This window comes from Pseudomonas sp. GW823-FHT02C05 (assembly GCF_058797595.1).
Genome location: NZ_JBXAJU010000003.1, coordinates 615,327 through 641,542 on the forward strand (window position 1 = coordinate 615,327; position 26,216 = coordinate 641,542).

At 65.5% G+C, this 26,216-nt stretch carries 27 protein-coding genes; 19 read left to right on the forward strand and 8 right to left on the reverse strand.

The genetic code is table 11. From position 1 onward, the window contains the following. Positions 1-10: 10 nt before the first annotated feature. From kdpB to AC1RGE_RS19200, 3 genes are all read left to right on the forward strand, one after another. A complete protein-coding gene (kdpB, locus tag AC1RGE_RS19190) occupies positions 11-2,083 on the forward strand; it encodes a potassium-transporting ATPase subunit KdpB (protein ID WP_011062825.1) in 2,073 nt (690 codons plus the stop codon). 78 nt (positions 2,084-2,161) lie between these two features. After that, positions 2,162-4,834 carry a DUF4118 domain-containing protein gene (locus AC1RGE_RS19195; RefSeq protein ID WP_019093585.1) on the forward strand — a complete coding sequence of 891 codons (2,673 nt, stop codon included), beginning with the start codon at positions 2,162-2,164 and terminating at the stop codon, positions 4,832-4,834. Beyond that, positions 4,831-5,523 carry a response regulator gene (locus AC1RGE_RS19200; protein ID WP_011062823.1) on the forward strand — a complete coding sequence of 231 codons (693 nt, stop codon included), beginning with the start codon at positions 4,831-4,833 and terminating at the stop codon, positions 5,521-5,523. Before AC1RGE_RS19195 ends, AC1RGE_RS19200 begins: the two co-directional genes overlap by 4 nt. Here the strand turns inward: AC1RGE_RS19200 and AC1RGE_RS19205 are convergent. Further along, positions 5,502-5,642: a hypothetical protein gene (locus tag AC1RGE_RS19205; protein ID WP_015636715.1), complete on the reverse strand. Its 141-nt coding sequence runs from the start codon at positions 5,640-5,642 to the stop codon at positions 5,502-5,504. The genes AC1RGE_RS19200 and AC1RGE_RS19205 overlap by 22 nt on opposite strands. A 211-nt stretch (positions 5,643-5,853) precedes the next feature. Between AC1RGE_RS19205 and AC1RGE_RS19210 the strand changes: the two genes are divergently transcribed. Beyond that, positions 5,854-6,351 carry a GNAT family N-acetyltransferase gene (locus AC1RGE_RS19210; RefSeq protein ID WP_011062822.1) on the forward strand — a complete coding sequence of 166 codons (498 nt, stop codon included), beginning with the start codon at positions 5,854-5,856 and terminating at the stop codon, positions 6,349-6,351. 34 nt (positions 6,352-6,385) lie between these two features. Here AC1RGE_RS19210 and AC1RGE_RS19215 read toward each other — a convergent pair whose 3' ends face one another. Next, the gene (locus tag AC1RGE_RS19215; protein WP_019093588.1) at positions 6,386-6,871 is read right to left on the reverse strand and encodes a GNAT family N-acetyltransferase; all 486 of its coding nucleotides are present in this window, start codon (positions 6,869-6,871) and stop codon (positions 6,386-6,388) included. Positions 6,872-7,053: 182 nt separating this feature from the next. On the opposite strand from AC1RGE_RS19215, the gene AC1RGE_RS19220 reads away from it, so the two are divergent. From AC1RGE_RS19220 to AC1RGE_RS19235, 4 genes are all read left to right on the forward strand, one after another. Further along, positions 7,054-7,488, forward strand: coding sequence for a YybH family protein (locus AC1RGE_RS19220; RefSeq protein ID WP_019093589.1), 435 nt, complete (start codon positions 7,054-7,056; stop codon positions 7,486-7,488). Positions 7,489-7,555: 67 nt separating this feature from the next. Further along, positions 7,556-7,900: a YciI family protein gene (locus AC1RGE_RS19225; RefSeq protein ID WP_011062819.1), complete on the forward strand. Its 345-nt coding sequence runs from the start codon at positions 7,556-7,558 to the stop codon at positions 7,898-7,900. Positions 7,901-7,926: 26 nt separating this feature from the next. Beyond that, the gene (locus tag AC1RGE_RS19230) at positions 7,927-8,418 is read left to right on the forward strand and encodes an SRPBCC family protein (protein ID WP_011062818.1); all 492 of its coding nucleotides are present in this window, start codon (positions 7,927-7,929) and stop codon (positions 8,416-8,418) included. Continuing rightward, positions 8,418-9,665: an RNA polymerase sigma factor gene (locus AC1RGE_RS19235; protein ID WP_011062817.1), complete on the forward strand. Its 1,248-nt coding sequence runs from the start codon at positions 8,418-8,420 to the stop codon at positions 9,663-9,665. The genes AC1RGE_RS19230 and AC1RGE_RS19235 overlap by 1 nt, the downstream gene beginning before the upstream one ends. A 52-nt stretch (positions 9,666-9,717) precedes the next feature. Here the strand turns inward: AC1RGE_RS19235 and AC1RGE_RS19240 are convergent, their stop codons facing one another. Further along, positions 9,718-10,443: an SDR family oxidoreductase gene (locus AC1RGE_RS19240; protein WP_011062816.1), complete on the reverse strand. Its 726-nt coding sequence runs from the start codon at positions 10,441-10,443 to the stop codon at positions 9,718-9,720. 111 nt (positions 10,444-10,554) lie between these two features. On the opposite strand from AC1RGE_RS19240, the gene AC1RGE_RS19245 reads away from it, so the two are divergent. Continuing rightward, positions 10,555-11,379 (forward strand): LysR family transcriptional regulator, encoded by an 825-nt coding sequence (locus tag AC1RGE_RS19245; RefSeq protein ID WP_019093592.1) that lies wholly within the window; start codon positions 10,555-10,557, stop codon positions 11,377-11,379. Positions 11,380-11,401: 22 nt separating this feature from the next. Here AC1RGE_RS19245 and AC1RGE_RS19250 read toward each other — a convergent pair whose 3' ends face one another. Further along, on the reverse strand, positions 11,402-12,256 hold the full coding sequence (locus tag AC1RGE_RS19250) for a LysR family transcriptional regulator (protein ID WP_015636709.1): 855 nt from the start codon (positions 12,254-12,256) through the stop codon (positions 11,402-11,404). 88 nt (positions 12,257-12,344) lie between these two features. On the opposite strand from AC1RGE_RS19250, the gene AC1RGE_RS19255 reads away from it, so the two are divergent. Continuing rightward, positions 12,345-12,779 (forward strand): multidrug/biocide efflux PACE transporter, encoded by a 435-nt coding sequence (locus tag AC1RGE_RS19255; protein ID WP_011062813.1) that lies wholly within the window; start codon positions 12,345-12,347, stop codon positions 12,777-12,779. A 7-nt stretch (positions 12,780-12,786) separates the two neighbouring features. On the opposite strand, the gene AC1RGE_RS19260 is transcribed toward AC1RGE_RS19255, so the two are convergent. Continuing rightward, entirely contained in the window at positions 12,787-13,434 is a 648-nt protein-coding gene (locus tag AC1RGE_RS19260; protein ID WP_019093593.1) for a TetR/AcrR family transcriptional regulator, read from the reverse strand. Between the two features lie 151 nt (positions 13,435-13,585). Between AC1RGE_RS19260 and AC1RGE_RS19265 the strand changes: the two genes are divergently transcribed. From AC1RGE_RS19265 to AC1RGE_RS19280, 4 genes are read left to right on the forward strand one after another with little or no spacing between them, the layout of a single operon-like run. Then, positions 13,586-14,194, forward strand: a complete 609-nt coding sequence (locus tag AC1RGE_RS19265) for a paraquat-inducible protein A (protein ID WP_015636707.1) — start codon at positions 13,586-13,588, stop codon at positions 14,192-14,194. After that, complete coding sequence (locus tag AC1RGE_RS19270; protein WP_015636706.1) at positions 14,194-14,808, forward strand: paraquat-inducible protein A; 615 nt, start codon at positions 14,194-14,196, stop codon at positions 14,806-14,808. Before AC1RGE_RS19265 ends, AC1RGE_RS19270 begins: the two co-directional genes overlap by 1 nt. Next, entirely contained in the window at positions 14,801-16,492 is a 1,692-nt protein-coding gene (locus tag AC1RGE_RS19275; protein WP_015636705.1) for a PqiB family protein, read from the forward strand. Before AC1RGE_RS19270 ends, AC1RGE_RS19275 begins: the two co-directional genes overlap by 8 nt. Beyond that, positions 16,489-17,073: a PqiC family protein gene (locus AC1RGE_RS19280; RefSeq protein ID WP_019093594.1), complete on the forward strand. Its 585-nt coding sequence runs from the start codon at positions 16,489-16,491 to the stop codon at positions 17,071-17,073. Before AC1RGE_RS19275 ends, AC1RGE_RS19280 begins: the two co-directional genes overlap by 4 nt. 60 nt (positions 17,074-17,133) lie before the next feature. On the opposite strand, the gene AC1RGE_RS19285 is transcribed toward AC1RGE_RS19280, so the two are convergent. After that, positions 17,134-18,051 carry a LysR family transcriptional regulator gene (locus AC1RGE_RS19285; protein ID WP_011062808.1) on the reverse strand — a complete coding sequence of 306 codons (918 nt, stop codon included), beginning with the start codon at positions 18,049-18,051 and terminating at the stop codon, positions 17,134-17,136. Between the two features lie 199 nt (positions 18,052-18,250). Here AC1RGE_RS19285 and AC1RGE_RS19290 point away from each other — a divergent pair, with 199 nt between their 5' ends. The 5 genes from AC1RGE_RS19290 to AC1RGE_RS19310 all read left to right on the forward strand — a co-directional run bounded on the left by AC1RGE_RS19290 (position 18,251) and on the right by AC1RGE_RS19310 (position 22,571). After that, positions 18,251-19,009, forward strand: coding sequence for a 5-oxoprolinase subunit PxpA (locus tag AC1RGE_RS19290; protein WP_015636704.1), 759 nt, complete (start codon positions 18,251-18,253; stop codon positions 19,007-19,009). Between the two features lie 95 nt (positions 19,010-19,104). Next, positions 19,105-19,347, forward strand: coding sequence for an acetyl-CoA carboxylase (locus AC1RGE_RS19295; protein WP_011062806.1), 243 nt, complete (start codon positions 19,105-19,107; stop codon positions 19,345-19,347). A gap of 10 nt (positions 19,348-19,357) precedes the next feature. Beyond that, positions 19,358-20,731 carry an acetyl-CoA carboxylase biotin carboxylase subunit gene (locus AC1RGE_RS19300; RefSeq protein WP_492584848.1) on the forward strand — a complete coding sequence of 458 codons (1,374 nt, stop codon included), beginning with the start codon at positions 19,358-19,360 and terminating at the stop codon, positions 20,729-20,731. After that, positions 20,728-21,600, forward strand: coding sequence for a 5-oxoprolinase subunit B family protein (locus AC1RGE_RS19305; protein WP_492584850.1), 873 nt, complete (start codon positions 20,728-20,730; stop codon positions 21,598-21,600). The genes AC1RGE_RS19300 and AC1RGE_RS19305 overlap by 4 nt, the downstream gene beginning before the upstream one ends. Beyond that, positions 21,597-22,571 (forward strand): 5-oxoprolinase subunit C family protein, encoded by a 975-nt coding sequence (locus AC1RGE_RS19310; protein WP_011062803.1) that lies wholly within the window; start codon positions 21,597-21,599, stop codon positions 22,569-22,571. The genes AC1RGE_RS19305 and AC1RGE_RS19310 overlap by 4 nt, the downstream gene beginning before the upstream one ends. Positions 22,572-22,703: 132 nt before the next feature. Here AC1RGE_RS19310 and AC1RGE_RS19315 read toward each other — a convergent pair whose 3' ends face one another. Both AC1RGE_RS19315 and AC1RGE_RS19320 read right to left on the reverse strand, forming a co-directional pair. Beyond that, complete coding sequence (locus tag AC1RGE_RS19315; protein ID WP_015636700.1) at positions 22,704-24,314, reverse strand: inorganic phosphate transporter; 1,611 nt, start codon at positions 24,312-24,314, stop codon at positions 22,704-22,706. A 241-nt stretch (positions 24,315-24,555) separates the two neighbouring features. Next, positions 24,556-25,578 (reverse strand): transporter, encoded by a 1,023-nt coding sequence (locus tag AC1RGE_RS19320; protein WP_103289602.1) that lies wholly within the window; start codon positions 25,576-25,578, stop codon positions 24,556-24,558. Between the last annotated feature and the right edge of the window lie 638 nt (positions 25,579-26,216).

A 26,216-nucleotide genomic window follows, 5' to 3' on the forward strand; every position in this document is an offset into this window, starting at 1 on the left:
GACGTCGATCATGAGTAGCAACCCTCGTATAGCGTTGTTCGACCGTGGGCTAGTGCTCACCGCGTGCCTGGATGCCGTGAAGAAACTGCTGCCCCAGGCGCAGTGGAAGAACCCGGTGATGTTCGTGGTCTACCTGGGCAGCCTTCTCACCACCCTGCTGTGGTTCCAGTCCCTGGGCGGCGAGGGTGAGGCCCCCAGCGGCTTTATCCTCAGCATCACCCTGTGGCTGTGGTTCACCGTGCTGTTTGCCAACTTTGCCGAAGCCCTGGCCGAGGGCCGCAGCCGGGCCCAGGCGGCGAGCCTCAAGGGCATGAAGCGCCAGACCCTGGCCAAGCTGCTGCAACAGCCCCGGCATGGCGCCGCCTGGTTGCCCATGGCCGCCAGCGAACTGCGCAAGGACATGGTGGTGCTGATCGAGGCCGGCGACCTGGTGCCCCTGGACGGCGAGGTCATCGAAGGCGTGGCCACGGTGGACGAAAGCGCCATCACCGGTGAATCGGCGCCGGTGATCCGTGAGGCCGGGGGCGATTTCTCCTCGGTCACCGGCGGCACCCGGGTGCTGTCGGACTGGCTGGTGGTGCGCATCAGCGTCAACCCCGGCGAGTCGTTCCTGGACCGCATGATCTCCATGGTGGAGTCGGCCAAGCGCCAGAAGACTCCCAACGAGGTGGCCCTGACCATTCTCCTGGTGGGCCTGACCCTGCTGTTCCTGCTGGTGATCGTGACCCTGAGCCCGTATTCGATCTTCGCCGTGGCCATGAGCGGCACCGGCAGTGTGATCAGCGCCACGGTGATGGTGGCGCTGCTGGTGTGCCTGATCCCCACCACCATCGGTGGCCTGCTCTCGGCCATCGGTGTGGCGGGCATGAGCCGGATGATGTCGGCCAATGTCATTGCCACCTCCGGCCGCGCCGTGGAAGCGGCGGGGGACGTGGACGTGCTGCTGCTGGACAAGACCGGCACCATCACCCTGGGCAACCGCCAGGCCAGCGCCTTCCTGCCGGCGCCGGGGATCAAGGACAGCGAACTGGCGCAAGCCGCGCAACTGGCTTCCCTGGCGGACGAAACCCCGGAAGGCCGGAGCATAGTGGTGCTGGCCAAGCAACTGTTCGACATCCGTGGGCGCGACCTTCACGCCCTGGGCGCCAGCTTCGTGCAGTTCACCGCCCAGACCCGCATGAGCGGGGTCGACCTGCCCGAGGGCCGGAGCATCCGCAAGGGCGCGGCCGATGCCATCCGCCGGCATATCGAGGCCCAGGGCGGCAGCTTCCCGCCGGCCTTGCAGGCCAAGGTCGATGAAGTCTCGCGCCGTGGCAGTACGCCGCTGGTGGTCAGTGAAGGCGCCCAGGCCCTGGGCGTGGTGGAGCTCAAGGACGTGGTCAAGGGCGGGATCAAGGAGCGCTTCGCCGAGCTGCGGCGCATGGGCATCAAGACCGTGATGATCACCGGCGACAACCGCCTGACCGCGGCGGCCATCGCCGTGGAAGCCGGGGTCGACGATTTCCTCGCCGAAGCGCGGCCCGAGGACAAGCTGCAACTGATCCGCGACTACCAGGCCAAGGGCAAGCTGGTGGCCATGACCGGCGACGGTACCAACGACGCCCCGGCCCTGGCCCAGGCCGACGTGGCGGTGGCCATGAACAGCGGCACCCAGGCGGCCAAGGAAGCCGGCAACATGGTGGACCTGGACAGCAACCCGACCAAGCTGATCGAAGTGGTGGAAGTGGGCAAGCAGATGCTCATGACCCGCGGTGCCCTGACCACTTTCAGCGTGGCCAACGACGTGGCCAAGTATTTTGCTATCGTACCGGCCGCCTTCGTCGCCACTTACCCGCAACTGGCGGCGCTGAACGTGATGCACCTGAACAGCCCGAACTCGGCGATTCTCAGTGCGGTGATCTTCAACGCGCTGATCATCGTGTTCCTCATCCCCCTGGCGCTCAAGGGGGTGAAGTACCGGGCCATTGGCGCCGCGGCGCTGCTCAACCGCAACCTGCTGATCTACGGCCTGGGCGGGGTGCTGGTACCCTTCGCCGGGATCAAGCTGATCGACATGCTGCTGGCCGGCCTCGGCCTGGTCTGACAGGGACTTGCAAGGCGGCGCTCTTTCGAGTGCCGCCTTGTCCATTTAAGGATGCACATGGCTGTTCTCGATGCTGACATGCCGCCCCGCGACGGTCGCCCCGATCCCGATGCGCTGCTGGAAAAACTGCAGCAGGACGAGCAAGCGGCCCAACGGGGCAAACTGCGGATCTATTTCGGTTCCAACGCCGGAGTCGGCAAGACCTGCGCCATGCTCACCGCGGCGCGCAACGAAGTGGCCCAGGGCCGCGACGTGGTGGCCGGGGTGGTGGAAACCCATGGCCGGCGGGAAACCGCCGAGCTGCTGCAAGGGCTGCAAGTGCTGGAGCGCCACCGCCTGATGCACCGCGACTACGCCTTGCCGGAGTTCGACCTGGATGCCGCCCTGGCGCGGCACCCGGCGGTGCTGCTGGTGGACGAGCTGGCCCACAGCAACGTGCCCGGCTCGCGCCATCCCAAGCGCTGGCAGGACGTGGAGGAATTGCTGCGGGCCGGCATCGATGTTTGGACCACCCTCAACGTCCAGCACCTGGAAAGCCTCAACGACATCGTCAGCGGGATCATCGGCATCCGGGTGCGCGAGACGGTGCCCGACCACCTGTTCGACGAAGCCCACGAAGTGCTGGTGATCGACCTGCCGCCGGATGACCTGCTGCGCCGCCTCAAGGACGGCAAGGTCTACCTCGGGCCCCAGGCCGAACGCGCTTCACGGCATTTCTTTCGCAAGGGTAACCTGCTGGCCCTGCGTGAACTGACCCTGCGCCGCACCGCCGACCGGGTCGATGCACAGATGCGCGACTATCGCCGCGAGCGTTCGATCAATGCCTTGTGGCCGGCTCGCGAGCGCTTGCTGGTGGGGATCGCCGGCGACCCGGCGGACGAGCGCCTGGTGCGCGAAGCCGCGCGCCTGGCGCAAAAGCTCGAAGCCGACTGGATGGTGGTGCACGTGGCTTCGGCCCAGCGCCGTGGCGCCGGCGCCGCCCGTTATGCGGCGGCCATGAAGACCCTGGCCCTGGCCGCCGAGTTTGGCGCCGAGACCGCCACTTTGCCCGGCATGGATGTCGCCGAAGCCCTGGTGGCCTGCGCTCGCGAGCACAACGCCAATCGCCTGGTGCTGGGCCATTACCCCCGCAAGGTCTGGCAGTTCTGGCACCAGTCGGTGAGCGACCGCATCAGCCGCCAGCACCCGGAAATCGACCAGATCGTGATCGCCAATGGGCCCTTGAGCCGGCGCCCTGCGCCAGTGGACAAGCCCGAGGCCGGCCTGCCGCCCAGCCGCGCGCCGGCCTACCTGTGGGCGAGCCTGGCGTGCTTTGCCGCCACCGCGGTGGCGGCGCTGCTGCTCAAAGTGTTCGACCCGGCCAACGTGGTCATGCTGTTCCTGCTGACCGTGGTCCTGGTGGCGCTGCGCTACGGGCGGGGCCCCGGCGTCTGGGCGGCGATGCTGGCGGTGCTGTGCTTCGATTTCTTCTTCGTCCAGCCGGTGTGGTCGTTCACGGTCAACGACACCCAGTACTTCTTCACCTTCGCCCTGATGCTGGGGATTGCCCTGATCACCGGCCAGCTCACCGCGCGCCTGCGCCATGAAGCGCGTACCGCGGCCGCGGGCGAGCGCCGTGCCACCTCCCTGGCCGGGCTGGCCCGTGAGCTGTCGGCGGCGTTGACCGAGGAGCAGATCTGCGCCGTGGCCCTGCGTACCTTCAGCGGGGTGTTCGAGGCCCGGGTCGGGCTGGCGTTGCCGGATGCCGAGAACCGGGTGCGGGCGCTGAGCGCCAATACCCTGGCCATTGACGAGAGCATCGCCCAGTGGGCCTATGACCACGACCAACCGGCCGGGCGCGGCACCGATACCCTGGCGGCGGCCAAGGGCTGCTATCTGCCGCTCAAGGCGCCGATGCGGGTGCGTGGCGTGCTGGTGCTTGAAGCCGAGGATGCCGAGCGCCTCAAGGAGCCGGAAGAACAGCGCCTGCTGGAGGCCTGCATGAGCCAGCTGGCGATTGCCCTGGAGCGCGTGCATTACGTCGAGGTGGCCCAGAGCACTGTGCTGCAGATGGAGGGCGAGCGCATGCGCAACACCCTGCTGGCGGCCATTTCCCATGACCTGCGCACGCCCTTGACCACCATCATCGGCGCCGCCGACGCCGCCTTGCCCCACGCTGCGCAGGGCCCGCTCAAGCACCTGCTGGCAGGGATTCACGATCAGGCTTCGTCCATGCAGCGGCTGATCGAGAACCTGCTGGACATGGCGCGCATGCAGGAGCGCGGGGTACGCCTGAATCGCCAGTGGAACTCCCTGGAGGAGATTGTCGGCAGTGCCCTGCGCCAGCTGCGCGAGCCCCTGGCCGGGCATCAATTGCGAGTGGCCATGGCGCCGCAGCTGCCCTTGGTGGAAGTGGACGCGCTGTTGCTGGAGCGGGTGCTGGTGAACCTTCTGGACAACGCCGCCAAGTACACCCCGGCCGGGACCCTGGTGCAGATCAGCGCCCGCCAGGTCGACCAGCAGATCATCCTGCAGGTCAGCGACAGCGGCCCGGGCTGCCCGAAGGGCAGTTCCCCGGCCAGCCTGTTCGAAGCCTTCAGTCGCGGTCAGCAGGAATCCGCCGTGGCCGGCATCGGCCTGGGCCTGGCCCTGGCCAAACGTATCGTCGAGGCCCATGGCGGGCGCATCGAGGCCCAGCCTCATGCCGATGCCGGGCTGAGTTTTGTCATCACCTTGCCGGCGGGTCAGCCGCCTTCCATGGAAACCCTATGAGCAGCGCACGCATCCTGATCGTCGAGGACGAAGCCAATATCCGCCGTTTCGTCGGTATCGCCCTGGAGGACGAAGGTTTCCAGGTGTTCGAGGCCGACAGCGTCAAGCGCGCCCTGATCCATGCCGCCAGCCGCCAGCCGGACCTGGTGATCGTCGACCTGGGCCTGCCGGACGGCGACGGCAAGCAGTTGATCAGCGAGCTGCGCGGCTGGCTGGCGGTGCCGATCCTGGTGCTGTCGGCCCGGGATCGGGAGGACGAGAAAGTCGCCGCCCTGGATGCCGGCGCCGACGACTACCTGGTCAAGCCGTTCGGCGTGCCGGAACTGCTGGCGCGGATTCGCGCGCAACTGCGCCGTCATGGCCAGAGCGGTACGGCGGCCGCTACCAGCAAGGTGGCCTTTGGTGCCATCGAGGTCGACCTGGCCACCCATGAGGTGCGCCGCGAAGGGCTGCCTGTGCACCTCACGCCGATCGAGTACCGCCTGCTCTGCGCGCTGATCCGTGGCCAGAGCCGGGTGCTGACCCATCGCCAGTTGCTGCTGGAAGTCTGGGGCCTGGACTACGTCGACCGCGCCCACTACCTGCGGGTACACATGGCCCATCTGCGGCAGAAGCTGGAGGCCGATCCGGCCCAGCCCCAGCATCTGATCACCGAGTTGCAGGTGGGTTACCGCCTGGTGGGGCTGTGATCCCGGCCCAGGGATTTTTCGCCGCGGCGCCGTTCGTGGACAAAGTCGATGTACAGGGTGATACAGCCGAAGGCGGCAATGCCGAACAGCAGTAGCAGGCCGATCTGGATATTGCTCATGGGAAAGCTCCTGGGGGCAGGACGGGGCGGTTCCGGCCCGCTCGGGCCGGCCACCCTGACGTCGGGGAGCTGATAGATAAGCCCTTGGCGCAGGCGTTGCCAGGGCTTATATGAAAGCTTTACGGCGGCCCCTTCGATCCCTATGCAATGCATACGCAGGCTGCACTGTTGGTAGAATCGGCGGCCCTTCTCCGACCCCAGGTTGCCGCCCATGACCGCTTCGACTCCGCTGATCCGCACCGTCCTGCCCACCGACCTGGACCGCTGCTTTGCCATCGAGACCCTGGCCTACGAAGGCGACGAGGCCGCGACCCGGGACAAGATCGCCACCCGCATCGCCACCTGGCCCGAAGGTTTCATCGTTGCCGAAGTGCAGGGTGTGGTGGCCGGCTTCATCAACTCCGGCGCCACCTTCGACGTGCAGATGGCCGACGAGGCCTTCAAGGAACTGATCGGCCACGACCCGGCGGGCCCGGAAGTGGTGATCATGTCGGTGGTGGTGCACCCGGACTTCCAGGGCCTGGGCCTGTCCCGGCACCTGCTGCAAGCCTTCATCGCGCGCATGCGCGAACTGGGCAAGGCGCGCATCCACCTGATGTGCAAGGAACGCCATGTACCGCTGTACCAGCGCTTTGGTTTTGTCTACATCAAGGCGTCGGAGTCGGACCACGGCGGCATGGCCTGGCACGAGATGGTGCAGTCGCTGTAGAACGGATATCGGGTTTGCAGCAGCGGGCCCGGGGTCAGAACGCCAGCGCCATCCGCCGTTCATAGCCGATCCGGCCCTTGCAGGCTTCGCCGTTTTCCACCCAGCCCAGCTTGCGGTACAGCCTGAGGGCCGGCTGGTTGTCGCTGTCCACCGCCAGGGTCAGGCCCTTGAGTTCGGGCCAGGCCTGGCGGGCGGCCTCAGGCACCGCTTGCAGGCAGGCCTGGCCGAAGCCCCGGCCCTGGTGCCGCCGGTCCACTTGCAGGGCGTGCAGGCTGGCGCTGTCGGCATCGGCCCAGGCCGGTAGGCAGGGCGGGCGCTTGAGCAGCAGGAAGGCCACCGGCCACTCCTCGCTGAGCAGGGCAAAGCCCCTGATCGCTCCCCGCGGCGCGTTGCCGAGGGTGTACAGCGCGCCATGAATGTCCCCGCTAAACGCCTTCTGTCCGGGCAGCACCTCAAGCTCCAGCAAGCGGGCATGCTGGTGGCTGTCGAGCTGTTCGTAAGGCACCAGGCGAGTGGTCACGGGCACGTAGATCCGGTGGGGGGAGGGTGCGGATTCTAGCGATTTTGCCCCGCCGGTAAATTTTTTTATGCGCAGTGTCGATTGCGCGAATGGCCAGACGACTAAGGGTGAACTGAACATTCAACGGCGTGGGTGCAGGGGGTGTTCAGCAGCGGTTCATTCCATTCATGAGGAGTTTCGCCATGCACAATCCATCCAACGAAGCGCAGGTCCGCAGCCTGATCGACAACTGGCAACAGGCTGTGATGGCCCGGGATATCCAGCGTATTGTCAGCTACTACGCCGACGACATCACTTCTTTCGACGCGGTCGGTGCCTTGCAATTCAAGGGCAAGGCCGCCTATCGCGAACACTGGGAAGCGTGCATGCAGGTCTGCCCCGGCCCGGGCATTTTCGAGTTCCATCAGTTGCAGGTGCTGGCCGACGAAGAGCTGGCCTTCGCCCACTGGCTGGCCCATTGCGGTGGCACCGATGCCGAGGGCGTGACCAAGGCCTGCTGGATGCGGGTGAGTGCCGCCTACCAGCGCCGTGCGGGCCAATGGCTGGTGGTGCACGAGCACTGGTCGGCGCCGTTCGACATGCTCACCGGGACCACCCAGTTCGACCTGCAACCCTGAGCAACCAGCGGTTCGCCAAAGCGGCGAACAGCGACCATAGTTGCTCAGCCCGAATCCGGAGGTGCCCATGAAATACCTATGCCTGGTCTACAGCGACGAACAGTTGCTGCACAGCCTGCCCGACAGCCCCGAGGATGCCGAGTGCCTGGCCTATGCCGAGTCGGTCCAGGGCAGCGGGCGGATGCTTGCCGCCGAGGCGCTGCAATCGGTGCACACCGCCACCACGGTGCGCATGCGCGGTGGCAAGCTGTCGATCACCGATGGCCCGTTCGCCGAAACCAAGGAACAGTTGGCCGGTTTCTACCTGATCCAGGCCAAGGACTTGAACGAAGCGATCCAGGTGGCCGGGCAGATACCGGCGGCCCGGGTCGGCAGTGTCGAAGTGCGTCCGGTACGTGAATTGAATCCCTGAAAACAACGATAAACAGGAGTTTCGCGATGACTTTCCAGACCGCGGGCCGCAAGCCCGCCGAGCATGAACTGTCCATCAGCCGCCTGATCGACGCGCCGCGCAACAAGGTCTTTCGCGCCTGGACCGAGCCGGCCTTGCTGGCGCAATGGTGGGGGCCCCACGGCATGACCACTCCGGAGTGTGAAATGGACCTGTGGGTCGGCGGCCAGTTTCGTACCCTGATGCGCGCCCCGGACGGCAGCGAGTACCCGACCATGGGGGTGTTCCTGGAGATCGCCGCGCCGTCGCGGCTGGTGTTTACCGACGCTTACCTGCCGGGCTGGATCCCCTCGGGCAAGCCGTTCATGACCGCTGAAGTGACCTTCGAGGAGCAGGGCGACCAGACCCTCTACACTGCCCGCGCCATGCACTGGACCGAGGCCGATCGCAAGGCCCATGAGGCCATGGGCTTTCACGAGGGCTGGGGGCAGAGCCTGGAGCGCCTGGTGGCCCTGGTCACCCGGGACCTGCCGGACTGATGAGCGACCAGCCTCGGGAAGTCATCGCGGCAACGGTGGCGCAGGTCTACCGCGAGCAGTCGCGGCGGATCCTCGCCACCCTGATCCGCCTGCTGGGGGATTTCGACCTGGCCGAGGAGGCGCTGCATGAAGCCTTCTTCGTGGCGGTGGAGCGCTGGCGCAGCGATGGCGTGCCGGACAACCCGCGGGCCTGGCTGGTGTCCGTCGGCCGCTTCAAGGCCATCGACGCCCTGCGTCGCCGGGCGCGCTTCGCGGCGTCACAGGCGGCGCTGCTCAGCCAGCTCGAGCAACTGGAACAGGACGACTGGAGCGCCGAGGACGTGCAAGACGATCGCCTGCGCCTGATCTTCACCTGCTGCCACCCGGCGCTGGCGGCGGATGCCCAGGTACCCCTGACCCTGCGGGAGATCTGCGACCTGAGCACCGAGGAAATCGCCCGGGCCTTTCTGGCCACGCCGGCCACCATCGCCCAGCGCATCGTGCGTGCCAAGGCGAAGATCCGCGATGCGCGGATTCCCTACCAGGTGCCGGCGTTGAGCGAGCTGCCCGAGCGCCTGGAGAGCGTGCTGCGGGTGATCTACCTGGTGTTCAACGAAGGGTATTCGGCTTCCATGGGCGCCGAGCTGACCCGGGAGGACCTGACCCGCGAAGCCATTCGCCTGGGCTACCTGCTGCTGGAACTGTTGCCGGAAGCGGAGGTGATGGGCCTGCTGGCGCTGATGCTGTTGCACGAGTCACGGCGTGGCGCGCGCCTTTCCAGCGACGGCGAGCTGGTCCTGCTGGACGAGCAGGATCGCGGGTTGTGGCAGCAGGACTTGATCGAGCAGGGCTGTGCCCTGGTAGAGCGCGGCCTGCGCAGCGGCCAGGCCGGGCCCTATTGCCTGCAGGCGGCGATTGCCGCGGTGCATGCCGAAGCGCCGAGTGCAGCACAGACCGACTGGCCGCAGATCGTCGGTTTGTATGACGTGCTGCTGCGCCTGCAGCCTTCGCCGGTGATCGAGCTCAACCGTGCCGTGGCCCTGGCCCAGCGCGACGGGCCCGGTGCCGGGCTGGCGCAAGTGGAAGCGATCCTGCTGCGCGGCGACTTGCAGGATTACCACCTGGCCCATGCCGCTCGTGCCGACTTCTGCCGGCAACTGGGGCATATCGCCGCGGCGCGCCAGTCCTACCAGCGGGCCCTGGCCCTGGTCCGGCAAGCCCCCGAGCGGCGCTTCCTCGAACAGCGCCTGGCCCAGCTCCCCCAGTAGCCGCTGCCGAAGGCTGCGACCGAACCCGCCGGGGCGCCAACCGCGCCCCGGCTCAAGCCTGCTGACGGGTCGCCGCCAGGACGATCTCGCGGATACACACTTGCTGCGGCTGCTGGTAGGCAAAGGCAATGGCCCCGGCCACGTCGTCTGCACTCAGCACCGTACCGCCCATGTCCTGTTTCCAGGCCTGGTAACCGGCCTTGATGGCCTCGTCGGTGGTGTGGCTCAGCAGTTCGGTTTCTACCGCACCGGGGGCGATGGTGATGACCCGCACATTGTGCGGCGCCAGCTCTTCGCGCAGGTTTTCCGAGAGCCCGTGGACCGCGAACTTGGTGCCGACATAGGCCACGTGGTTGGCAAAGGTCTTGCGCCCGGCCACCGAACTGACGTTGATCAGGGTGCCCTGGCGGCGCTCGATCATCCCGGACACCACGGCGTGCACGCCATTGAGCAGCCCCTTGACGTTGACGTCGAGCATGCGCTCCCACTGCTGCGGGTCCTGCCGGCTGATTTCCCCCAGGAGCATGACCCCGGCGTTGTTGATCAGGGCGTCCGCCGGGCCGAACCGCGCTTCGGCCTCCGCCACGGCGGCCAGCAGTGCGGCGCGGTCGGTGATGTCCACCGCGCGGCTCAGGCTGTCGGGCAGTTCCAGGGCGTGCAGGCGCTCGACGCGTCGGGCCAGCAGCAGGAGGGGATGGCCGGCCGCCGACAGCAGGCGGGCGGTGGCCTCGCCGATGCCCGAACTGGCGCCGGTGATGATGACGAGAGGCTTGCTCATGGGAGGACTCCAGGAATAAGAAAAATGCATGGCTTTACGGGGCGGGCAGTATATTTAGCCCTCTTGAGGCTGAAAAATGCCTTATTTCTCTGTCTGTCATCGGTATTTCCTATGGATGTCCGCCATCTCAAAGCCTTCCTTGCGGTGTTCGAGGAGCGCAACATCACCGCTGCCGCCCAGCGCTTGTGCATCAGCCAGCCGACCTTGTCGGTGACCATCAAACAGCTTGAGGACGAGTTGGGGGCGCAGTTGTTCCTGCGCCAGCCACGGGGTGTTGAAGTCAGCGAGCAGGCGCGGGTGCTGTATCCCCAGGCCCGGCGCATGGTGGCCGAGGCCGAGAGCTTGAGCCGTCTGTTTCGCCAGGACGAAAGCCGTTTGGCGCTGGAGCTGGGAGTAGAAGGTGATATTGCCGACAGCCAGGTCTCCGCTTTCGTACGAATGGCCCAGCAGGCGTTGCCCAACCTGTTGCTGACCTTGCAGGAAGGCTGTGTCGGCGACGCGCGCCTGGCGGTGGAAGAGCTGTGCTGCGAGGACGAATTGTTCCTGCCGTTATGGGAGGAGCCTTATGTGCTGGCGGTGCCGGTGGGGCACGGGCTGCTGGAGCAAGAGCAGCCCCAGCCCCGGGTGGAGGACTGGGTCACTTGCCCGGAGCACGCCTCGCACCAGCGCCTGATGGCGCTCTATGGCGGTGCTGTGCAAGCCCAGGCCGGGCATGCCGGGAGCTTGAAGCAGGCGCTGAACATGGTGGCGGCGGGCCTTGGGGTGGCGATGCTGCCGCTGTCGCTGGTGCAGGGCCGCGAGGGGGTAGAAAGCCGGGCCTTGCACCTGCCGGCGCCCAGCCGGCGGATCGGCTTGTGCTACGCCGTGCAGGCGCTGGAGTCGGCGACCTTGCGCACGCTGCATGACTACTTGCGCACCCTGCGGCCAATCGGCTAGCGGGCGGCGCTGACGAGCGCGGTCATTGCAGCATCTGCGCCAGCAACCAGCTGCCCGCCGGCCCTGGCGGGTGCAGGCGCGACCAGAGCGCGTCCACCGCCACGGTGCGCGGCCAGCCACGCACGTTCAGCTCCTGCAACTTGCCCGCGCCAAAACCTTCCACCAGCCAGCGCGGCAGGGGCGCCCAGCCAAAGCCGCCCTGGGCCATCTCCAGCAGCATCAGGTAGCTGGGGGCCGACCAGACCCGGCCCTGGCAGCGGCTGTCGTAGGGGTTGAGCACGGTGGCCAGACGCAATTCACGGTGCTGGCGCAGGCTTTCCTCATCGACCCGGGCCTGCTGCGCCAAGGGATGCTTGCAGGCCACGTAGAGGGAAATCTCACTGCGCTCTTGCATGGTCTTGTGCTCCAGGTCCGCCGGGTAGTCGGCCTGCATCTCGGCAAAGGCGATCTGCGCCCGGCCGCTCTGCACCAGGGCGATCAGGTCTTCGCACTCGGCAATCAGGCATTCCAGCTCGAGGTCCGGGTAACGCTGCTCGAAGGCGCTCAGGCTGCTTTCGAAGCGATCCGACTGGTAGGTGTCCGACAGCGCCACCGTGAGTTTCGCCTCAATGCCCTGGGACAGCTGGCTGGCGGCCATTTCCAGGCGGCTGGTGGCAGCCAGGATTGCTTCGGCACGCTGCAGCAGCACATGCCCGGCCGGGGTCAGGCCGGGCTTGCGGCTGGAACGGTCGAAAAGCTGCACGTCGAGGTCGATCTCCAGGCTGGCCACCGCCGCGCTGATGGTGGACTGGCTCTTGCCCAGCTTGCGCGCGGCAGCGGAAAAGGAACCTTGGGTGGCTGCCTGGACAAACGCCAGGAGCACTTCATGTGAGGCCATGAACTATCGCTCTGCTCGATGGTTATTGATTATGAAGTATCGGCCTTGTCCTGGAAGATCGGCAACACATTCATTCAAGGAGCCGACCATGAGCCTTCAGAAATCCCTTAACGAACGCATCTTCCAGGCGGTAGGTTTTGAACTGCTGGCGGTGCTGATCTGCACCCCGCTGCTGTCCTGGATCATGGACAAGCCCATGGCCGACATGGGCCTGGTGACCATCGGCATCGGCCTGTTGGCCCTGGCCTGGAACGTGGTGTTCAACGGCCTGTTCGACCGGTTGCTCAAGCGCTTGCAGTGGGTCCACAACGGCTGGACCCGGGTCCTGCATGCGTTGATGTTCGAAGGCGGGCTGGTGGCAGTGGGGGTACCGATGATTGCCTGGTGGCTGAATATCAGCCTGCTGCAGGCGTTCATCCTGGACATCGGCGTGCTGCTGTTCTTCCTGCCGTACACCTATGTCTATCACTGGGTCTACGACGTGCTGCGGGACAAGTGGCTGCAACAGCGCCTGGCTCACTGAGCCGGTTTCAGGGCGCCGGGTGCCGCCCTTCGATGGCAGCCAGATAGGCTTCCAGCGCCCGCGGCACTTCTTCGAGCAGCAGCTGGCTCTTGAACTCGGGGTGTTCCAGGGCCAGGTGGAACAGGCCGATGGGCAGGCCGAGCATGGCCATGGCGTAGGCCTCGCGCTCGGCGGCACTGGCCCGGGGAAGGCGCAGCGCCAGGACCTGGCGATAGACGCTCTTGATCTGCAGGCGCAGGTCCGGGGCCTGCAACTGGCCCATGGCAAACCCCGGGTTGATCATCAGCAGCAGGTCGGGGTGCTGCTCCAGGTATTCGAGTATCGGCAGCACCATGCGCTCTATCACTTGCCGGCCACTGGACCCCGTCCAGACCTGCGGAGCAACCGCCAGCAGGTCGCTGGTGATGGTGCTCAGGGCTTCGATGTGGCGCTGGCCCAGGGCTTCGAGCACTTGCTGCTTGTCACTGAAAAAATGATAGAGCGAACCGATGGAGGTACCGGCCAGCCGGGCGATGCCGTGCATGGTCAGGTTCGCCGCTCCCTGGCTGGGCAGTAGCCGGGCACAAGCGTCGAGGATCGCCATCACCCGTTCGTGGCCACGGGACTGTTTGGGGGCTCGGTGGGGAGCGGCGGGGGAGGGGATGGATTCGGTCATGGTCAGCGAAATGTCCGGGGGCGCCTATTATGGCGTAGAGCGTGGGGGGCAGTCCTAGAGAAAACTAGACACCATCCTCTACTTTTGCAGAAAATACCCGGCTTCGGGTTCCGTTCAGTGAACCTGCTGTCCTCCTGACTATCTGAAGGCCATGACTATTTCCCGCAACTGGATCATCTGCGAACACTGCGATTCGTTGTACGAGTCCGTGCCGCTCGGCAAAGGCCAGACGGCCCAGTGCTCGCGCTGTGGCGCGGTACTGGCCCGTGCCCGTTGGCTGAGTGTGCAGCAGCTGTTGGCCCTGTCGATCACCGCCGGGTTGTTGTTCGTCTTCGCCAACCTGTTTCCGGTGATCAAGATCAGCCTCGAAGGCCTGAGCAACGAGGCGACCCTCTGGCAATCGGTGGAGGCCCTGGCCCAGGGCCGCATCAGCCTGATTGCCGCGATCACCGGCCTGACCATCATTCTTGCGCCGTGCCTGCAGATCATCCTGCTGTGCTGGGTGCTGGGGTTTGCCAATGTGGGGCGCGCCGCGCCCGGCTTCAAGGCCAGCATGCGCGCTCTGGAGCACCTGCGGCCCTGGAGCATGCTGGAGGTGTGCCTGCTGGGGATCCTGGTGGCCATCGTCAAGCTGGCGGGGATGCTCGATGTGCATCCGGGGCTGGGGCTGTGGGCCCTGGCGATGCTCACGGTGCTGATCATCCTGATTTCCGGCAAGGACATCCGCTACCTCTGGGATGACCTGGAGGGCCGCTACTGATGAGCGCTCCACCCTACGCCCGGGACCACCAATTGATGCTGTGCCACACCTGCGGCCAGGTCTGCCAGGCGTCCGAGCATCAATGCCCGCGCTGCGATTCGCCGGTGCATGCGCGCAAGCCCAACAGCCTGGCGCGCACCTGGGCCTTTCTCCTGGCCAGCCTGATCTTCTACATTCCGGCCAACCTGCTGCCGGTGATGCACACCAGCATCTTTGGCAGCGCCAGTGAAAACACCATCATGAGTGGCGTGGTGGAGTTCTGGAAACACGGTTCCTGGGACATCGCCCTGCTGATCTTCATCGCCAGCGTGGTGGTGCCCTGCAGCAAGTTCTTTGTCCTCGGCACCCTGCTGGTGACCTGCCAGCGCCGCAGCCTCTGGGCCCAGCGCGAGCGGGCCAAGCTCTATCGTTTCATCGAGCTGATCGGCTACTGGTCGATGCTCGACGTGCTGGTGGTGGCCCTGGTGGCGGCCCTGGTGCAGTTTCGCGCCCTGAGTTCGATCGACCCGCGCATGGGTATTCTGTTTTTTGGTTTGGTGGTGGTGCTGACGATGTTGGCGGCCATGAGTTTCGATCCCCGGCTTATCTGGGACGCAGAGGTTGAAGATGTCTGATCATCCAGGTTCCAACGCAGCAAATCCCCCGCCCGTTCCTGGCGCTCCGGCGCTGCGCACGCGGCGTTTCAATGTCTCGCTGGTGTGGCTGGTGCCGATTGTCGCGGCCCTGGTGGGGCTGTCGATGGTGGTGCACAACTCACTCTCGGCGGGGCCGGAAATCAGCATCAGCTTCCAGACCGCCGAAGGCCTGGAAGCCAACAAGACCCAGGTCAAGTACAAGAACGTGGTGATCGGCAAGGTGACCTCCATCGCCCTGAGCGACGACCGCAAGAAGGTGGTGGCCAAGGTCGAGCTGGACCAGTCCGCCGAACCCTTCACCGCCGACGATTCGCTGTTCTGGGTGGTGCGCCCGCGAATCGGCGCCAATGGCATTTCCGGGGTCGACACCCTGCTTTCCGGGGCTTTTATCGGCGCCGACGCCGGCAAGTCGGAAAAACGCAAGGACAGCTTCAAGGGCCTGGAAACCCCGCCGCCCATCACCTATGGGCAGAAGGGCAAGCGCTTTACCCTGCACACCGACGACCTGGGCTCGCTGGACATCGGCTCGCCGGTCTATTACCGGCGCATCGAGGTGGGGCAGGTGGTGTCCTACCAGTTGGCCAACAGCGGCAAGGGCGTGGACGTGAAGATCTTCGTCAACTCGCCCAACGATAAGTACGTCACCACCGACACCCGTTTCTGGAACGCCAGCGGCGTCGACGTGACCCTCGGCGCCAACGGTTTGAAGGTCAACACCGAGTCGGTGTCGTCGATCCTCGCCGGCGGTATTGCCTTCGTCGAACCCAAGTACAGCCCCAACGCCAAGCCGGCTGACGAGAACGCCGAGTACACCCTGTTCGGCGACCAGGACACCGCCCTGGCGCCGCCCGACGGCGCGCCCTATTACATTCGCATGCGCTTCGACCAGGCCTTGCGCGGCCTGTCGGTGAATGCCCCGGTGGAGTTCCTCGGGGTGAACATCGGCAAGGTGGTGTCCATGGACCTGGACTACGACGAGCAGCGCAAGTATTTCCCGACCCTGGTCGGCGCGGTGATCTACCCCGAGCGGCTGGGCAAGGCCCACGAAAAGCTGGTGAAGCAGACTGGCGGCGAAGACGACGCCCGCTCGGCGAAACTGATCGGCGCCTTCGTCAAGAATGGCCTGCGCGCCCAGCCCCGCAGCGGCAACCTGTTGACCGGCCAGCTGTACATCTCCCTGGACTTTGTCACCAACGCCAAGCCGGTGGCCTATGACGCTACCGCACGGCCCCTGGAGATTCCCACTGTGCCTGGCAGCATGGACAAGTTGCAGGAGCAGTTGCAGGCCGTGGTGGACAAGATCAGCAAGCTGCCGATCGATTCCATTGCCGCCAACCTCAATGGCAGCCTGGCGGAGATGCAGAAGACCCTCAAACAGGTCAACGGCGAAGTGCTGCCACAGATGCGCGACACCCTGGAGCAATCCAAGAAGACCCTGGCCAGCGCCAACGAGAGTTTCTCCGAAGACTCGCCGCAGCGGCAGAAACTCGGCCAGGCCATGGAGGAAGTGCAGCGCACCGCGCGTTCGGTGCGGGTGCTCAGCGATTTCCTCGGGCGTCATCCTGAAGCGCTGATCCGCGGGCGCCTCAAAGACAATCAACCGGATGCCTACCAGTCGCCATCCTCCTCTGTTCGCGAATCCGTACCGGAAGCCCAGCCATGAAAACCCGTGCCCTGTTGCTCTGCCTGACCCTGGGACTTGCCGCCTGCAGCTCCGCGCCCACCCATTACTACACCCTGCTGCCACCGGTGGCCGAAGGCAGCAGCGCGGCCCGCACCGGGGGCCCGCAGTTCGAAATGTCCACGGTGCGGATTCCGGTCCAGGTGGACCAGCCGCAATTGGTGGTGCGCCAGGACAGCGGCACCCTGGCGATCCTCGAAACCCAGCGCTGGAGCGCGCCGCTGGTGGATGAGTTCCACGACGCCCTGGCCAGCCAGATGGAGCAGAAGCTGGGTACCCGCAACCTTGAAGGCCTGCCCAAGCAGCCCGGGCGCCCGGTGCTGTCGTTGCAGACCGATGTGCGGCGCTTCGAGTCCCTGCCCGGGCGCTATGCACTGATCGATGTGGTCTGGAGCCTGCGCCAGCGGGGTGAGGGCGGCCCGGCCCGCAGCCTGACCTGCAGCAGCCAGATCCGCCAGCCGGCGGGTGTGGAACTGAACAGCCTGGTCCAGGCCCACCAGCAGGCCATCGCCCAGTTGGCCGGGCAGATCGCCGCCGCCGCGCAACGCTGGACCTGCCCCTGAATCACCCTGTAGCCGCTGGCGCAGGTTGCGAACGGCTCAGCAGGTGACGGGGCCACACGCTCAGCGCCGGGCGCTGAGTTGCTGGGGCGCCAGGAAGGCGTCGTGGAAATAATCGCGCAGGGCCTGCATGGCCGGGGTGAAGGTACGCTCGCGGTGCCAGGCCAGCCCCACGCTCATGGGCGTGACCGCATCGCTCAGGCTCAGGGTCTCGATACGCTTGCCTTCCAGTGACCAGGGCCGGTGCACCAGATCCGAGAGGATCGCCACGCCGCTGCCGTTGGCCACCATGCTGCGCACCGCTTCCACCGAGCTGGTGCGCACGCGCACCCGGGGCTGCTGGCCGGCCTGTTCCCAATAACGCATGGCGCTTTGCTCGGCTTCGTCGACGGTGAGCAGGATGAACGGCTCCTCGGCCACGTCCGCCAGGCTGATGCTGCTGCGCTCGCACAGCGGATGGTGGGCCGGCAGCCACAGCCGGCGCTCGGAGTTGAACAGGGTCTGCGAGACGATGTCCGGGTGCGTCAGGTTGGCGGTGAGTACCACTGCCATGTCGAAGCGGCCTTCCAGCAAGCCTTGCTCGATGGCCTGGCGTTCCTGTTCATGGAGCTCGATGGTGACGTCCGGGTGCCAGTGCTGCAGGCGCTGCAGGTGGTGCGGCAGGAAGTAGCCGATCACCGTGTAGCTGGCCGCCAGGTGCAATACGCCGCTGGCCCGATAGTCCGGCAACGGGCTGTTCAGGGCATCTTCGACGCTGCGCAGGATCACGTAGGCGCGGTTGAGAAAATGCCGCCCGGCATCGGTCAGGTTCATGCCCTGGGCCGAGCGCACGAACAGCTGCACGGCGAGCATCGCCTCCAGCTCCTTGATCGCCGTGGTCACCGCCGACTGGGAAATATTCAAGTGCAGCGCCGCCTGGGAAATCTGCCCGATCTCGGCGGTAGCAACGAAATAGCGCACCTGGCGCAAGGTCAACGACACGGCCCATTCCCCTCTAACGCTGCAGGAGCCGGCTTGCCGGCGAAAGCGATCGTGCAAGCGCCTGTGCCGTCACGCATTACGCTGCCTGCTAGCTTTATCTGTTTTTCAGAACAAGCTCTATCTGATAATAGATCTTCCCAAGGGGTCAAGGGCGCTCTAATTTTCGTCGCACGAAGTCACGAGAGTTGGAGCAACAGTGATGCAGGCAGTGGATTTCAATTCGGACATGGGCGAGAGCTTCGGCCCCTGGACCATCGGCGATGGCGTCGACAACGAGCTGATGGGCTTTATCAGCTCGGCCAATATCGCCACCGGCTTTCACGCCGGCGACCCCGGCACCATGCGCCGCACCATCGAACAGGCCAAGCGCCTGGGGGTAGCCATCGGCGCCCATCCGGGGTTTCGCGACCTGGTGGGTTTCGGCCGCCGGCACATCAATGCCCCGGCCCAGGAGCTGGTGGACGACATGCTCTATCAGCTTGGCGCCCTGCGGGAAATGGCCCGGGTACAAGGCGTGAAGCTGCAGCACATCAAGCCTCATGGTGCGCTCTACATGCACCTGGCCCGGGACGAGGAGGCGGCGCGGCTGCTGGTGCAAAACCTGCGCCGGCTGGAGCCCGAGTTGCTGCTGTATTGCATGCCCAATTCGGTGATCTGGCGTGTGGCCCAGGAGCTGGGGCAGCCGGTGATCCGCGAGTTCTACGCCGACCGCGACTACGACCTCAGCGGCTCCATCGTGTTTACCCGCAACGTCCGCGCCCTGGACCCGGCAGCCGTGGCGGCCAAGGTGCTGCGCGCCTGCCAGACCGGCCTGGTACGCACCGTCGAAGGCGAGGAGCTGTTTCTCGAATTCGATTCCATCTGCCTGCACAGCGACACCCCCGGCGCCCTGGACCTGGTGCAGGCCACCCGAACGGCGCTGGATCAGGCCGGTATCGAGGTCCGCGCACCGCGTTGAGGCGCATCGACACGAAGCACCGCGCACAGACGCGGGGTTCATCTGGTTTTGTTTTTTTTGCCTGCCTTTCTACAACTATTCCAAAAGGAACAGACATGGCCGAATACAGTGTTATCACCCCCTTGCCGGGCACCTTTTATCGCAAGGCCACCCCGGAGTCGGCGCCTTTCGTCGAGGTCGGCGACAGCGTCAGCGCCGATACCGTGATCGGCCTGATCGAAGTCATGAAGCAGTTTTCCGAACTGACCGCCGGGAGCGCGGGTCAAGTCAGCGCCTTTCTGGTGGAAGACGGTGATCCGGTGGAACCGGGTCAGGTCGTCGCGACGCTCGAACAGTGAGGGCCGGGGCATGACTGGATCAATCAACAAATTGCTGGTGGCCAACCGTGGCGAGATTGCCGTGCGCATCATTCGCGCGGCCAAGGCCCTGGGGATTCCCACCGTTGCCGCCTGCAGTGAGGCGGATGCCGATTCCATGGCCGCACGTATGGCCGATGAAGTGCAGATCATCGGCCCGGCGCGGGCCGACAAGAGCTACCTGAATGTCCAGGCCCTGCTCGGTGCCTTGCAGGCCAGCGGTGCCAACGCGGTACATCCGGGCTATGGCTTTCTTTCCGAGAATGCCGACTTCGCCGAGGCGGTGGTCGAGGCCGGGGCGATCTTCGTCGGTCCCAGTGCCGAAACCATCCGCCGCATGGGTGACAAGGCCGAAGCCCGGCGCACTGCGCAGGCGGCGGGAGTGCCGGTGGTACCGGGCTCCCCAGGAGAACTCTTCGACCTGGACAGTGCGCTGGCGGCCGCTGAAGTCGTGGGCTTTCCGTTGTTGATCAAGGCCAGTGCCGGCGGTGGCGGGCGCGGGATCCGCCTGGCCCGGGACGCGGCGCAATTGGCCGAGGAATTCCCTCGGGCGCAACGCGAAGCCCAGACCGCGTTCGGCAATGGCGCGGTGTACCTGGAGCGTTTCATTGGCCGTGCGCGGCACATCGAAGTTCAGGTGTTGGGCGATGGCAAACACGCGGTGCACCTGTTCGAACGCGAGTGTTCGCTGCAACGACGGCGGCAGAAGATCTTCGAGGAGGCGCCGTCGCCGGTACTCAGTGCCGAGCAGCGTGAGCAGTTGTGCAGCAGCGCCGTGCGCCTCACCGAAGCCTTGGGCTACCAGGGCGCGGGCACTCTGGAATACCTCTACGACGACAGCACCGGCGAGTTCTTCTTTATCGAGATGAACACGCGGATCCAGGTGGAGCACCCCATCAGCGAGCTGATCACCGGCATCGATCTGGTCCAGGCCATGCTGCGTATTGCCGGGGGCGAGCCCCTGGGTTTGCGCCAGAGTGATATCCGGCTTAACGGCGCGGCCTTGCAGATGCGCCTGAACGCCGAAGACCCGGCGCGGGATTTCTTCCCCAGCCCGGGCAAGGTCGAGCAGTTGATCTGGCCGCAAGGCGCCGGGGTGCGAGTCGATAGCCACCTGTACCCGGGCTATGCTGTGCCGCCTTATTACGACTCGCTGCTGGCCAAGCTGATCGTCCACGGCCGTGACCGTGGCGAAGCCCTGGCCCGAGCGCGGATTGCCGTGGAGCACACCACCCTGACCGGCATGGCCAGCACCTTGTCGCTGCACCGTGAACTGCTGGCCGAACCCTGGCTGGAGCAGGCCGACTTTCACACCGGAACCCTGGAAACCTGGCTGGCCGAGCGCCGCGCCGGAGGTGTCGCATGAGCCTGCCTATCCGCTACAGCTTTGGTGCCGACGAGCACCTGTTCGCCGAAGTCAGCGACAGCATGTCCCTGGAAGCCTTCTTCAAGGGCATGGCGGTAACCCGCGCGGTGGAGCGCCTGGAATTGGATGGCGTGCTGGATGTGTGCCTGGCCAATGCTTCGTTCCAGATCCGCTTTGACCCGGACCGCATCGCCCCGCAGGATCTGCTGGAGGCGGTGCAACAGGCCGAGGCCTGCGCGGTGGCCGAGCGCAGCCTGCATACCCGGATCATCGAGATCCCGGTGCTCTACAACGACCCCTGGACCCATGAAACCCTGATGCGCTTTCGCGACCGGCACCAAGACCCCAGCGCCACCGATCTTGAGTACGCGGCGCGGATCAACGGCCTGGCGGATGTCGAAGCCTTTATCGCCGCCCACAGCGGCGCGCCCTGGTTCGTCTCCATGGTGGGCTTTGTGGCGGGCCTGCCGTTCATGTTCCAGATGGTCGAACGTGAACGGCAACTGCAGGTGCCCAAGTACCTGCGGCCGCGCACCGATACGCCCAAACTGACCCTGGGCCACGGCGGCTGTTTCGGCTGCATCTACTCGGTGCGCGGTGCCGGCGGCTACCAGATGTTCGGCGTCACCCCGGCGCCGATCTACGACCCGCAGCAACAGTTGACCTACCTCAAGCAGCACATGGTGTTCTTCCGTCCGGGGGACATCGTGCAGTTCAAGCCCATTGACCGCCAGGCCTATGACCTTGCCGTGGCCGAAGTCGAGGCCGGGCGTTTCGACTTGCGCATCCGCGAGGTGGAGTTTTCCCTGGATGCCTTTCTCGCCGACCCGGTCGGCTATCCCAAGTCGTTGCAGGAGGTGCTGGCATGATCAAGGTCATCAAACCGGGCCTGGCCACATCGGTACAGGACCTGGGTCGCGAAGGTTTCTATCACCTGGGGATTCCGCCGTCCGGGGCCCTGGACCAGTACGCCCTGAGCGCCGCCAACCAGCTGGTGGGCAACCCGGCGGGGGCAGCGGGGCTGGAGTGCACCTTGCTCGGCCCTGAGCTTGCATTCAGCACCGATGCCCTGGTGGCGGTCTGCGGTGCCCACATGACCCCCAAGCTCGATGGCGTGGACATGCACCTGGACACCGCCTTTGCGGTCAAGGCCGGGCAAGTGCTGCGCTTCGACTTTCCCAAGGCCGGGGCCCGGGCGTATCTGGCGGTGGCCGGTGGCATCGATGTGCCGCTGGTGCTGGGCAGCCGCTCGACTTACTCCTTGGGTACCCTGGGTGGTTTCCAGGGCCGGCGCCTGGTGGCGGGTGATGAGCTGCCGGTGGGCATGGACAGCGGCAAGAGCCGCCCGGGCGCCAGTCTGCCCATGGCGCTGCGCCAGTCCCTGGGCGGCGAAATCACCCTGCGGGTGGTGCCGGGCCTGTACTACGAACGTTTGAGCGAGGCGGCCAAGGCCAGCTTCTTCGCCGAACCCTGGACCGTGGGTTCGGAGGCGGACCGCATCGGCTATCGCTTCAAGGGCGGCAGCGCCTTGAGCTTCCAGCCCAGGGAGCAGCCGTTCGGTGCCGGTTCCGATCCGTCGAACATCGTCGACAGTTGCTATCCCATCGGTTCGATCCAGGTGCCGGCGGGGCTCGAACCCATCGTCCTGCACCGGGACGCGGTGTCCGGTGGTGGCTACGCGATGATCGGCACGGTGATCAGCGCCGACCTCGACCTGATCGGCCAGATGCAGCCCAACCAGAAGGCCCGTTTTGTCGCGGTGACCCTGGAAGAAGCGCTGGAGGCCCGGCGTTCCTACAAGAAAAAGCTCAGTTGCCTGAGCAAGTTGTTTCCTTCCTGACCTTCTTGCTCGTGTAGCCGCTGGGAGCCTGAGGTTGCTGCAGGTTTGGCGAGGGATCGCCAGGCAAGGCCCCGCGGGCCTTTTCGCAGCCTCGCAGGCTCGGCAGCGGCTACAGAGGGGGAGGCACGCCCCTCAGAAGAGCTGAGTGAACAACCAGTACAGGCTGCCGGACAGCAGGATCGCCGCCGGCAGGGTCAGCACCCAGGCCATGGCCAGGTTGCGGATGGTGCGCATCTGTAAGCCGCCGCCATTGGCCACCATGGTCCCGGCCACCCCCGAGGACAGCACATGGGTGGTGGACACCGGCAGGCCGAACATGTCCGCCGCGCCGATGGTCAGCATCGCCACGGTTTCCGCCGAGGCGCCCTGGGCGTAGGTCAGGTGGGTCTTGCCGATCTTTTCGCCAACGGTGACCACGATGCGCTTCCAGCCCACCATGGTGCCCAGGCCAAGGGCGATGGCCACGGCGATCTTCACCCACAGCGGAATGAAGCGCGTGGCGTTGTCGATCTGTTGCTTGAACAGTTGCAGTTTGTCCCGGGTGTCCTGGTCGAAGTGGCCTACCTGATTCTTGTCCATCAGGCGGATCGCCTCGCTGGTCAGGTACATGTCGTTGCGCACGTTGCCCATGGCTTCGGCGGGCACCTTGGCCAGCGAACCGTAGCCCTTCACTTCAGTGCCGATGGCGCCGGTCAGGGCGGCCAGCGCGGGGATCAGTTCCGGTGTCGCTTCCTTGCTGCGCATGTACTCGGAGAGCACCGCGCGGGAATCGGCCGGCGCCGGTTGCGGGGCACTCTTCACCAGGGCCTGCTGGGTGACTTCGGCCACCGCGGCGAATTGCAGCGACTGGTCGGCGGGCATGGTGCGGTTCAAGGCGTAGGCCATGGGCAGGGTGCCCACCAGGATCAGCATGATCAGTCCCATGCCTTTCTGGCCGTCGTTGGAACCGTGGGCGAAGGACACGCCGGTGCAGGTCAGGATCAGCAGCCCGCGAATCCACCAGGGCGGCGGTGCGTCGCCCTTGGGTGCCTTGTACAGGGCACGGTTCTTGACGAACAGGCGCAGGGCCAACAGCAGCAGGGCGGCGAACACGAAGCCGATCAGGGGCGAGAACAGCAGGGCGTAGCCGACCTTGGTGGCCTGGCCCCAGTCCACGCCGCTGGTGCCGTCGCGGCCATGCATCAGGGCATTGGCCACGCCGACACCGATGATCGAGCCGATCAGGGTGTGGGAAGACGAAGCCGGCAGGCCCAGCCACCAGGTGCCGAGGTTCCATAGGATGGCGGCGATCAGCAGGGCGAAGATCATCGCGAAACCGGCGGAGGAACCCACCTGCAGGATGAGTTCCACCGGCAGCAGGGCGATGATGCCGAAAGCCACCGCGCCGCTGGACAGCAGTACGCCGAGGAAGTTGAACAGGCCGGACCAGACCACCGCGAACTGCGGCGGCAGCGAGTGGGTGTAGATCACCGTGGCCACGGCGTTGGCGGTGTCATGGAAACCGTTGACGAACTCGAAGCCCAGGGCGATCAGCAACGCCACGCCCAGGAGCAGGAACGGGGTCCAGGTGGTGACCGTGGTGCCCAGCTCGTGCATGTCGTGCACCAGGCTGTAGGCGGTGAACAACAAGCCCATGGCCAGCACCGCGAAGAAGGCGACGAGGGTGAAGGGGCCGGGCTTTTTATCCAGTTGCGGTTTGCTGTCGAGGTTGGACGAAGCGGCAGTCAGGGACGGGGTGGCCATTGCTGGACAATCCTGTTGCTGGAAGGAATGGCGTCCATGATCGTTGCTGAATGTTACAGAGAGACTGCCTCAGGTCATGGTTTACGCGATTGAGCCCTTGCGTTGATCAGATCGATCACGCACGACCATCCCTCCATCCCGCTCATCCCGTAGGAGCCGGCTTGCCGGCGAAGAGGCCCTCAAGCCAAGCACCTGCCTTGGCAGACGCCTTCGCCGGCAAGCCGGCTCCTACAAGGTGGGGTCAGTAGTCCTGGCGTTTGCGAAAGGCCCAGCGCCCGGCGATCACGGTGAAAGTGGCCACCAGCGCTACCAGGATCCAGAAGCCCTCCGGGTCGCCGGAGAACGGAATGCCACCGACGTTCATGCCAAAGAAACCGGCGATGATGTTGATCGGCAACGCCAGCACCGTGACCACCGTCAGGGTGAACAGGGTGCGGTTGGTCTGTTCGTTGAGGTTGGCGGCGATCTCTTCCTGCAGCAGCTTGATCCGCTCCCCCAGGGCGGTGAGGTCGTTGATGATCAGGGCGAACTCTTCGGTGGACTTGCGCAGCTCCTTGACGTCTTCCTTTTGCAACCATTGCGGCGGGCGGTTGAGCAGGCGCAGCAGCGAGCCCGGCTCCAGGGCCAGCAGCCGTTGCAGGCGCACCAGCACCCGGCGCATGGCCCCCAGTTCGGCACGGTTGGTGGAGACCCGGGCTGCCAGCAACTGGTCCTCGATCTGATCCACGCTGAGGCTGGTCCGGCGCACGATCTGGGTCAGCACTTCGCCCTGGTCCCGTAGCAGGTGCACCAGCAGTTCCAGGGGCGAGCGAAAGCGTTCTCCGGCCTTGACCGAGGAGCGCAGCTTGTCCACCGAGTGCAGCGGCTGCAGGCGGGCGCTGACGATCAGGCGGCTGCGGGCGCAGACCCAGAGGGTGGAGATGTCCGAGGAAACCATGCTGCCGAAGTTGAACACCACGTCGTTGACCACCGCCAGCAGGGCCGAATCCACCTGTTCGATGCGGGTCGAGCGCGAGCCTTCGTGCAGGGCCTCGAAGAATTCGTCGGGCAATTGCAGGTGGGACTTCATCCAGCGCTCGCACGCGGCGTGAGCCAGGTTCAGGTGCAGCCAGAGGAACTCCTCGCTGTCCTCGGGGTGTTGCAGGGCTTGCAGGGCCTGGGCCGAGTCCAGTTCGCGGCCCCGTTCGCCGGGGCGAAAGCTGAAACCGTAGAGCAGGCCGAACAGATCGGAATCACGGTGACTCTGGTCGATGCTGTGGTTCATGGAGTCTCGCAGGAGGGACAGTGCCTGGCGCGGGTTTCTCAGGTTCACTTGAGCCCCATCATGGCAAGGCTTTTTGACATTTTTGTGACGTTTTGAAGTGCATGATGGAGCCCGTCATACCGATGGTCGGCGGCACTCAAGATTGTCTTGCGCAGGCCGATCACACTCCTACGCTGCACTCATTCGACCCCTCTCGAATGCGCCTTACAGGGATGTTCGGCACTATGCATGCCTTCATCGGGCCTGCTCTATCCCTGCCATGAGATCTCCTCGATGTTTTTGCAAAAATCCCTGAGAGCGCAAATCCTTGCCCTGCTGAGCGGTAGCCTGCTGGCGATGTTGTTGATCGCCCTGGCGAGTTTTCATTTGCTGTCCGGTGGCGTGCAGAGCTACCGCGAGCTGATAGAAGGTCCGCTGCGCAGTTCGCAGTTGATCGACGAGGCCAACCTGCAGTTCAAGAGCCAGGTGCAGGAGTGGAAGAACGTATTGTTGCGGGGCAAGCAGCCCCAGGAGTTGAACAAGTACTGGCAGCAGTTCGAAGACCGCCAGCGCGATGTGCAGAACATCCTCGGCCAGCTGGTGCAGACCCCCGGGCTGGACGCCTCCCTCAAGAGCCGGGTGCAGCGCCTGGCGGATGA